Annotated in this window: 8 protein-coding genes; 3 read left to right on the forward strand and 5 right to left on the reverse strand. The window is 69.2% G+C overall.

The genetic code is table 11. The features are described from left to right. Positions 1 to 394 (reverse strand): TIGR02266 family protein (locus tag D7W81_RS36550; RefSeq protein ID WP_120560007.1); only part of this gene is annotated, 394 nt, incomplete at its 3' end. A gap of 164 nt (positions 395 to 558) precedes the next feature. Here D7W81_RS36550 and guaB point away from each other — a divergent pair. After that, complete coding sequence (gene guaB, locus D7W81_RS36555) at positions 559 to 2,016, forward strand: IMP dehydrogenase (RefSeq protein ID WP_120560002.1); 1,458 nt, start codon at positions 559 to 561, stop codon at positions 2,014 to 2,016. A gap of 51 nt (positions 2,017 to 2,067) precedes the next feature. Here the strand turns inward: guaB and D7W81_RS36560 are convergent, their stop codons facing one another. Beyond that, positions 2,068 to 2,649: a hypothetical protein gene (locus tag D7W81_RS36560; protein WP_120560008.1), complete on the reverse strand. Its 582-nt coding sequence runs from the start codon at positions 2,647 to 2,649 to the stop codon at positions 2,068 to 2,070. A 124-nt stretch (positions 2,650 to 2,773) separates the two neighbouring features. Between D7W81_RS36560 and guaA the strand changes: the two genes are divergently transcribed. Beyond that, positions 2,774 to 4,327: a glutamine-hydrolyzing GMP synthase gene (guaA, locus tag D7W81_RS36565; protein WP_120560003.1), complete on the forward strand. Its 1,554-nt coding sequence runs from the start codon at positions 2,774 to 2,776 to the stop codon at positions 4,325 to 4,327. 23 nt (positions 4,328 to 4,350) lie between these two features. Here the strand turns inward: guaA and D7W81_RS36570 are convergent, their stop codons facing one another. The 3 genes from D7W81_RS36570 to D7W81_RS36580 form a co-directional block, all read right to left on the reverse strand. Next, complete coding sequence (locus tag D7W81_RS36570; RefSeq protein WP_120560004.1) at positions 4,351 to 5,133, reverse strand: phytanoyl-CoA dioxygenase family protein; 783 nt, start codon at positions 5,131 to 5,133, stop codon at positions 4,351 to 4,353. Positions 5,134 to 5,214: 81 nt separating this feature from the next. Next, on the reverse strand, positions 5,215 to 7,308 hold the full coding sequence (locus tag D7W81_RS36575) for a S46 family peptidase (RefSeq protein WP_120560005.1): 2,094 nt from the start codon (positions 7,306 to 7,308) through the stop codon (positions 5,215 to 5,217). A 199-nt stretch (positions 7,309 to 7,507) separates the two neighbouring features. Beyond that, positions 7,508 to 8,284: a helix-turn-helix domain-containing protein gene (locus D7W81_RS36580; RefSeq protein WP_120560009.1), complete on the reverse strand. Its 777-nt coding sequence runs from the start codon at positions 8,282 to 8,284 to the stop codon at positions 7,508 to 7,510. Between the two features lie 108 nt (positions 8,285 to 8,392). Between D7W81_RS36580 and D7W81_RS36585 the strand changes: the two genes are divergently transcribed. Continuing rightward, positions 8,393 to 9,220 (forward strand): MBL fold metallo-hydrolase, encoded by an 828-nt coding sequence (locus D7W81_RS36585; RefSeq protein WP_120560006.1) that lies wholly within the window; start codon positions 8,393 to 8,395, stop codon positions 9,218 to 9,220. Positions 9,221 to 9,368 lie beyond the last annotated feature (148 nt).

The following is a 9,368-nucleotide window of genomic DNA, read 5'->3' on the forward strand; positions in this document are numbered from 1 at the left end:
CCGCGGGGGCGGGGATGGTGTAGTCCGCCGGGCCCACGCCGTTGGGCACGGGCGGCAGGTCCGACTGGGCGTGCGGAAGGATGGCGACCGCGGCGTCGAGGAACCGGCGGGTCGGTGGGTCCGCCTCCCCGAACTTCAGGCCCATGCCGGAGATGCCCTGGCCCTGCTGCCCGGTGACGAAGTGGACGATGGCCGCCGTGTAGAGGAGCCGGTCGCCGCTTGCCAGGCGGAGGTCCAGGGTAACGGCCGTGCCCGGTGGGCGCACGGCCTTGGCGCGCAAATAGATGCCGCCCCGGGTGATGTTGCCCCCGTATTTCGCGAGGAACTCCTCGGGGGTGGCGAAGGGCAGCTTCACCACCAGCCCGACCGCCCCCGCTTGATTCAAATCCGCCAAGGCCCGGTCCAAGTCCCAATAAGTGTTGGTGGGACACCGAGTATCACCCGAAGTCCCTGGGAACGGGCGGCAAAAAACCTTCTTCCGTTGCGCGGCAGCCGCGCAAACCGTATGGACACGCACCCGCCGGGCGCTGGTGCCCCGCGGGGCCTCCGGGAGCCCCCATGTTGAACCCCGATATCCGGCTGGCCCTCACCTTCGACGACGTGCTCCTGCTGCCCGGTGAGAGCGCTGTCACCCCGCGTGATGCCGACCTCACCACCCGCCTGACGCGCAACATCCGGCTGAACGTGCCCCTGCTGTCCGCGGCCATGGACACCGTGACGGAGGCGCGCACCGCCATCGCCATGGCGCAGGAGGGCGGCATTGGCGTCATCCACAAGAACATGACGCCCGAGCAGCAGGCCCTGGAGGTCCTCAAGGTCAAGAAGTTCGAGAGCGGCATGGTGGTGGACCCCATCACCATCGACCCGAAGGCGCCGCTCGCCCGCGCCCTGGAGCTGATGAAGGTGCACGGCGTGTCCGGCGTGCCCGTCGTCCAGGGCAAGCGCCTGGTGGGCATCCTCACCAGCCGCGACGTGCGCTTCGAGAAGAACTTCTCCCAGAAGGTCGAGGACGTGATGACGACGAAGCTCGTCACCGGCCACGAGGGCATCACCCAGGACGACGCCCAGAAGCTCCTCCACGAGCACCGCATCGAGAAGCTCCTCGTCGTGAATGAGTCCTACGAGCTCAAGGGCCTCATCACCATCAAGGACATCGAGAAGCGCCGCACCCACCCGTACGCCGCCAAGGACGCCAAGGGCCGCCTGCTCTGCGCCGCCGCCGTGGGCGTGTCCGCGGACCGCGAGGCCCGCATCGACGCGCTGGTGAAGGCGGGCGTGGACGTCATCGTCGTGGACACCGCGCACGGCCACTCGAAGGGCGTGATTGAAGGCGTGCGCGACACGCGCAAGAACTTCAAGGGCTTCGACCTCATCGCCGGCAACGTGGCCACGGCCGAAGGCACGCGCGCCCTGATTGAAGCGGGCGTGGACGCGGTGAAGGTGGGCATTGGCCCGGGCTCCATCTGCACCACCCGCGTGGTGGCGGGCGTGGGCGTGCCCCAGGTGACGGCGGTGGATGACTGCGCCCGCGAGGCGGACAAGCACGGCATCCCCATCATCTCCGACGGCGGCATCAAGTACTCGGGCGACATCGTGAAGGCGCTCGCCGCGGGCGCCAGCTCCGTGATGATCGGCTCGCTGTTCGCCGGCACCGAGGAGTCCCCAGGCGACGTCATCCTGTACCAGGGCCGCAGCTACAAGAGCTACCGGGGCATGGGCAGCCTGGGCGCCATGAAGCAGGGCGCCAAGGACCGCTACTTCCAGTCCGACGTGGAGGCCGTGAAGCTGGTGCCGGAGGGCATCGAGGGCCGCGTCCCGTACAAGGGCACGCTCTCCATGAACGTGCACCAGATGCTGGGCGGCATCCGCAGCGGCATGGGCTACGTGGGCTGCGCCACCATCGAGGAGCTGCGCACGAAGGCCACCTTCACGCGCATCACGTCCGCCGGACTCAAGGAGAGCCACGTGCACGACGTCATCATCACCGAGGAAGCGCCCAACTACCGGATGGAGTAGGGCCGTCCCCGCCCCGGAGGAGACTCCGGGGCAGGGGAGGACAGCGGGGGCCTACTTGCCGCGACGCTTGCCGCCGGACGTGTCCTCGGCGGGGGCGGCCGTGGTGGACACGCGCTTCTCCGCCGCGCCCACGCGCTGGAGCAGCTGCTCGCGGTCATCCGGGTCCAGCGTTTCAATGGCCTTCTTCAGGGTGGCGAAGTCCAGGCGGGCCACCGTGACGGTGTTGCCACCCTTGATCTCCTGCACCGTGGGCACGTCCACCAGCTCGCGCAGGTAGGTCTCGAACTCCACCCGGACGTCCGCGGTCTGCTGGATGCAGGTGTCCTTGGCGTTGACCAGGTTCTGGCTGCCCTCGCGGTAGCTCAGGTCCGGGTTGCGGGCCATGGCGTCCTCGAAGGTGTGCGTGCGGTCCTTCAGGGACGAGTACAGGTTGACGTAGTCCACCAGGCGGTCGGACTCCGGACGGTTCACGTCCCGCGCCTTGTTGAGGGGCTGGGTCGTGTCGTCACAGGTGAGCTTGGACAGCTGCTCGACACCGGGCGCGTCCTTCACCGCGACGCTGCGGGTGTCCCGCTCCAGGCGTTCGTCGGAGGTGATCTCCTTCACGCACCCCGAGGAGGACAGGAGGAGCATGGCTGCGGCAGTGGAAGCGGACAGGCGGCGCACGAACAATTGACGGCCTTTCAGCGTTGATTTCCCGAAGTTTGTAGCGATAAGGGCCCCCACCCGTCAACGACGCCCCCTGGGAGAATCGCCGGTGGACCTGCACTCCGAGAAGATCCTGATCCTTGATTTCGGGAGCCAGTACACCCAGCTCATCGCCCGCCGGGTGCGCGAGCTGGGCGTGTACTGTGAGATCCACCGCCCGGATCTCCCCGCCGCCGACATCCGCCAGTTCGCCCCCAAGGGCATCATCCTCTCCGGCGGCCCGGCGTCCGTGGAAGCGCCCGGTTCCCCGCGCTGCGACCCGTACGTCTTCGAAGCGGGCGTCCCGGTGCTGGGCATCTGCTACGGCCTCCAACTGCTCGCCAAGCTGCTGGGTGGACGCATTGACCGGGGCGCGCACCGCGAGTTCGGCAGCGCGGCGGTGGAGGTGCTCACCGCGCGAGGCCCCTTCGCGGAGTTCCGCCCGGGCGACCAGGTGCAGGTGTGGATGAGCCACGGCGACCGGGTGGACGAGCTGCCCCCGGGCTTCGAGGCCATTGGCCGCAGCGCCAACTCCCCCTTCGCGGCGGCCGCGCATGCGACGAAGCCCTGGTACGGCTTCCAGTTCCACCCGGAGGTGGTCCACACGCCGCAGGGCAAGGCCATGCTGCGCGCCTTCCTCTTCACGGACTGCAAGGTCACCGGCTCCTGGACGATGAAGGGCTTCATCGACGAGGCGGTGGAGACCATCCGCAAGCAGGTGGGTGAAGAGGGCCGCGTCATCTGCGGGCTCTCCGGCGGCGTGGACAGCTCCGTGGCGGCGCTCCTGCTGCACCGGGCGATTGGCCCCCGGCTCCAGTGCATCTTCGTGGACAACGGCGTGCTGCGTCAGGACGAGCGGGCCCAGGTGGAGGCGCTCTTCGTGGACCGCTTCCACGTGCCGCTGAAGACCGTGGATGCGCGCGAGCGCTTCCTGTCGAAGCTGGCCGGCGTGACGGATCCGGAGCAGAAGCGGAAGATCATCGGCCGGGAGTTCATCGCGGTGTTCGAGGAGGCCTCGCGCGACGTGCAGGACGCGGGCTTCCTGGCGCAGGGCACGCTGTACCCGGACGTCATCGAGTCCGTGTCGTGGAAGGGCCCGTCCGTCACCATCAAGAGCCACCACAACGTGGGCGGCCTGCCAGAGCACATGAAGCTCAAGCTGGTGGAGCCCCTGCGCGAGCTCTTCAAGGACGAGGTCCGCGCGCTGGGCCGCGAGCTGGGCCTGCCGGACGAGATGGTCTCCCGCCAGCCGTTCCCGGGCCCCGGTCTGGCCATCCGCGTGCTGGGCGAGGTGAACGAGAAGCGCCTGGACCTGGTGCGCCGCGCGGACGCCATCGTGCAGGAGGAGATCCACAAGGCCGGCCTCTACAAGGAGGTGTGGCAGGCCTTCGCCGTGCTGCTGCCGGTGCAAAGCGTGGGCGTGATGGGCGACGAGCGCACCTACGAGTCCACCTGCGTGCTGCGCGCCGTCACCAGCGTGGACGGCATGACGGCGGACTGGGCCCGCATCCCGTTCCCCATCCTGGAGAAGATCTCCTCGCGCATCACCAACGAGGTGCGCGGCATCAACCGCGTCGTCTACGACATCTCCTCCAAGCCGCCCGCCACCATCGAGTGGGAGTGAGGCGGCCGTAGGGCCCGGCGCGCTCAGGTCACCGCGCGCCGGATGGCTTCCTCCACCGGCGACGTGTCCTCCGGGAGCCGGGCCAGGCTCAGCGGTTCCCGGGGAAGCAGCGGCGGCTGCGCCATGAATCGCGGCCGTGTTCCCCGGTGGGGCTGGGCCGAGTGCACGAGGAAGGGGTGGCACAGGTACACCGTGCCCGCCTCGCCCGTGGCCAGCACCTCCCGCCGGTGGGCGGACTCCGAAAAGCCATTGGCCGCGAGCTGACGCAGCGTCAGGCCCGCCTCGCCCGCGGGGCCCAGCAGCCGGGCGATGTCCTGGTGCGAGCCCACGCGGATGCGGGTGGGCGCGTCGTCCTCGCCCACGTCGGAGAAGAGGAAGAGCATGAGCAGCGCCCGGCCCTTCGAGGAGACGTTGGCGCGCCAGTCCATGAAGTCCGGCTTGTCGAAATCAAAGCCCACGTCGATGTGCCACCCCGCGTCGCCCGGGTCGACCGCCAGGCCATCAGGGGACGGGAAGCGCACCGGGAACGTGCCCATGGCGCCACACGGCAGCCACCGGCCGGTACCCACGAGTTCGTCGTAGGCCGCGTGCAGCACGGGCGTGTTCGCGGCGTCCACGAAGGGCTTCTGCGTGTACATGCCCAGGCGGATGACGGGGCGGGTCCAGGTGGCGGGCCGGTCCGGATCGCAGCCCGTGTCCTTCCAGAGAAGGGCCCGGGCCTCGTCCGCGACCTCCCGGGGAAAGGCCCCGTCGATGCGGAGGTACCCGTCCCGCATGAACTGCTCGCTTCGAGCGTTGTCCGGCATGGGGCGCACGCTACCAAGAACAAGAGGCTGCCCGGTTCGCACCGGACAGCCTCTGGGGACTTCAGGACGCGGTGGGGAAGATTACCCCGCCGGGTTCGCCTTCACCGGCGCGACCTTGGTGCTGCCCGGGCGCAGCTCTTCCAGGACGCGGTTGGCGCCGTAGATCTTCTGGAGCGCCTCGATGATGGCTTCCGAGTGCACGGACACCGTGCGGTTCACGGACTCGTCGAAGCCGTACTCACCGCCCAGCGACTGGATGTTGCCGTCGAACACCAAGCCCACGACTTCGTGGTTCTTGTTCACCACGGGCGAGCCGGAGTTGCCGCCGATGATGTCGTTGGTGCTGACGAAGTTCATCGGCGTGGTGCCGGTGATGACCTTCTCCGACTTCACCCACGACTTGGGCAGGGCGAACGGCTCCTGCCCCGTGGCGTGCTCGAAGGTGCCGGACATCTGGGTGATGGGGGCGACCTGCTGGCCGTCCTCCGTGTAGCCCTTCACCGAGCCGAACGACACGCGCGGGGAGAACGTCGCGTCCGGGTACTGGCTGGTGCCGTAGATGTCGAACTTCGCCTTGGCGACGAGCTCGCTGTTCTTCTTGATGACGGACTCCACGTCCTCCTCGAACTTCTTGCGGATGGCGCGGGCGTCCGGATCCACCAGGAGGGCCAGCTGGATCATCGGGTCCTTGGACGCGTCCACGGCCTTCTTGCCGCCGTCGAAGAGCGCCTGGCGCGCCTTCACGTCCCGCAGCTTCGAGCCCTTCACCACGCGGGTGGCGACCTGCTCCGGGGACTCCTTGCCCAGCACCTTCTTCACGAACGGGTGCTTGGTGCCCAGCTCCTCACGCAGCTTGGTGAGGCCGAACGTCAGGCGGGCAATCTCCAGCTCCGGGTAGATGGGCGCGGGGCTGAAGAGCTGCGCCTTGAGCGCGGGCTGGTTGGCGTCGTTGAACTCGCGCAGCCGCTGGCCGTTGTCCTTGGGCAGCTCGTCGCCGGCGCGCACCAGCGTCTTGGCGATGCCGAACAGGCTGGAGGACAGGCCCTGGCCCTGCTCGATGAAGCCCAGGTCCTTGCGCAGGTTGACGAGCTGCGCTTCCGCCTTGGCGATCTCGTCCCACGCGCCCGCGTACTTCTTCTTCAGCTCCGCGTTCGCGTCCACCTTCTTGCGCAGCTCCTGCTCCGCGGCGACCTTGGTGGCGAAGAACTTCTTGTCCAGCAGCGCCTCGTGGCGGCCCTTGGACGCCTTGAGGGCGTTCTCCACGCCGAACAGCAGGTTGCTGGAGATGCGCTTCTGCTCGGGGCCGCGCTTCTGGAACTCGGTGAGCATGCCGCGCAGCTCGGACAGGTGCATGAGCGTCTTGGGCATGGACACGTCGCGGATGTACTCCAGCTCCGCGATGGTCAGCGCGCGCGACGTGCGGCCCGGGTTGCCGGCCACGAACGTGAGCTCGTTCTCCTTCGCGCCGTGCTCGGACCACTTGAAGTAGTCCGGCGTCTTCACCGGCTGCTTGTCCTGGTAGACGCGCACGAAGGTCACGTCCAGGTCGTAGCGGGGGAACTCGAAGTTGTCCGGGTCACCGCCGAAGAAGGCGATGGCGTGCTCCGGGGCGAACACCAGGCGCACGTCCTGGAAGCGGCGGTACTTGTACAGGTTGTACTTGCCGCCCTGGTACAGCGTGACGAGGTCACAGCGCACCTTGTCGTCGCCGTTGGCGCAGGCCTTCTCCACCTTGGCCATCTCCGCCTTCAGCGTGTCCGAGTACTGCTTGCCGGTCATCGACTGGGTGGCCTTGTTGAGCTGCTCGGTGACGTCGGTGATTTCAACGAGCTGGTTCACCTCCATCGCCGGGCACTGCTTCTCCTCGGCCTGCGTCTTCGCGTAGAAGCCGTTGGCCAGGTAGTCCTGCTTCGCGGTGGACAGCTGCTCGATGCAGCCGCGCGCGCAGTGGTGGTTCGTCATCACCAGGCCATCCGGCGACACGAAGCTGGCGGAGCAGCCGCCGGCGAGCCGCACCGCGCCCAGCCGCAGCTTCTCCAGCCACTGCTGGTTCGGCTCGAAGCCGTACTTCTCCTTCACCTTGGCGGCGGGGAAGTTGTTGTACGTCCACATGCCTTCATCGGCGAGCGCCGGGGCGGCACCCACGAGGGCGGCGATGACGATCAATCGCTTCATGAAATGGGATCCTTTCGGGCCGCGGGACGGAGAGCCGCGGGGACGGGGCGTTTGTGGTGGATGACCCGACGTCGGTCAAGCTGGGAAAACGCCCACGCCCGAAGCACAACGTCCGGGCGCCCGAACGATTCCCAGGAGTCCGTCCAAGGCAGCTGCTTTTCCCACCCGCCGCGTTCCGACGCGCCGCGTCCGAAGGGGATCAGGCCGCCCGGGCCCGCGCCCACGCTCCCGGCGTGGTGCCCAGCACGGCCCGGAAGTCCGCGATGAGGTGGGCCTGATCATAGTACCCGGCACCGGCGGCGATGCGGCCCCAGTCCGGCCGTGTGCCCTGGGCGCCGGAGGCCTGGAGCGCGCGCTGGAAGCGCACGAGCCGGGCATAGGACTTGGGCCCCATGCCGAGCACGTCGTCAAAGGCGCGGCGCAGGTGCCGCTCGCTCACGCCAAGCGTGCGGGCCAGGTCCGCCACCCGGGGGAGCTCCCCCGCGCCGGCGAGCAGGCGGATGCCGCGCCGCACGAGGTACGCGGCGGCCGGTTCGTAGACGTCGTCCCGGTGGAGCCGGTCCACGAGCGCGGCCTCGAGCGTGCGCAGACGGGCCTGGGAGGTGGGAGCCTCCGCGAGCGCTTCGCGGATCCGGGCGCCGTCCGCCTTGCCCCAGAGCGTGTCGATGGAGAGCGACCGGTGGGCCAGCTCCGACATGGGAAGGCCGAAGAACGGGTAGGCGCCGCCGGGCTTGAACTGGATGCCCAGCGTGTCGGGCGGGACCTCCGAGGGCGCCTTGCGCACCACCTGCTCCCGGGGGCCCAGGGCGTGCACGTCGCAGGTGGTGGAGGTGACGCGGACCACCAGCTCCACGGTGCCGTCCGGCACGCGGACGTAGTCGCCGTGGGAGGGGCCGCGCCAGAGCACGCGCACGCGCTGGACGAAGCGGGCCAGGTCGGTCCGGGGAGCCAGCGCGGTGTCGGACGGAGCGGCCATGCGGAGGGGAAGCATGGGGCGGACGGGCCCGGGCTTTCAACCCGGGCCCAAGGCGCATGGCCGATTCCTCCAATCGGGCCCAGGGGCGCGGTCCGTACCTTGCCGGGCATGCGAATCCATCACCTCAACTGTGGAACCCTGTGTCCCGCCAGTGCCCGGTTCGTCACGGGCTCGGGCGGGCTGTTCGAGCGGGCCCGGATGGTCTGCCACTGCCTGCTGCTGGAGACGTCCCGGGGGCTCGTGCTCGTGGACACGGGCCTGGGGACCCGGGACGTGGAGGACGCGAAGGGACGGCTGGGGCAGCGCTTCCTGAAGAGGAACGCGCCCCGGTTGGACCCCGCGGAGACAGCGCTGGCCCAGGTGGAGCGCCTGGGGTTCAAGCGCGAGGACGTGCGGCACATCGTGCCCACGCACCTGGACCTGGACCACGCCGGGGGGCTGGCGGACTTCCCGGACGCCCAGGTCCACGTCTTCGGAGACGAGCACGCCGCAGCCATGTTGCCGCCGGAGACCGGCGCGAAGTTCGGATACCAGCCGGTGCAGTGGGCGCACGGGCCGAAGTGGAACCGGTACGCGGTGGACGGTGAGCGGTGGTTCGGCTTCGAGGCGGTGCGGGTGATTCCAGGCCTGGACGCGGAGGTGCTGCTGGTGCCGCTGACGGGCCACACCGCGGGCCACTGCGGCGTCGCGGTGAAGGGGCCCGGGGGCTGGGTGCTGCACGCGGGGGATGCGTACTTCAGCCACCGCGAGGTGGACACCGTGGCGCCTCGGAGTCCGTGGGGCGTGGCGCTGTTCCAGAAGCTGAAGTCCGTGGACAACGCCGCACGGTTGGGGAACCAGGAGCGGCTGCGGGGACTGGTGCGTGCGCACGGCCATGAGGTGAAGGTGTTCTCCGCTCACTGCGCCGTGGAGTTCGACCGGCTACGCGCGGGATGACCCGAGGCGGTAGCATGGCGGGACCTTGCGACACGCTCTGCTCTTCGGGTCCCTCCTGTTGTCGTTGTCCTCTTCCGCCGCCGCGCCCGCGCGGGTCCAGGTCCTGAAGGCGGCCCGCCTCTTCGATGCGAAGGCGGGGAAGGTCGTC

It is taken from the genome of Corallococcus aberystwythensis (genome assembly GCF_003612165.1).
Classification (GTDB): Bacteria; Myxococcota; Myxococcia; order Myxococcales; family Myxococcaceae; genus Corallococcus; species Corallococcus aberystwythensis.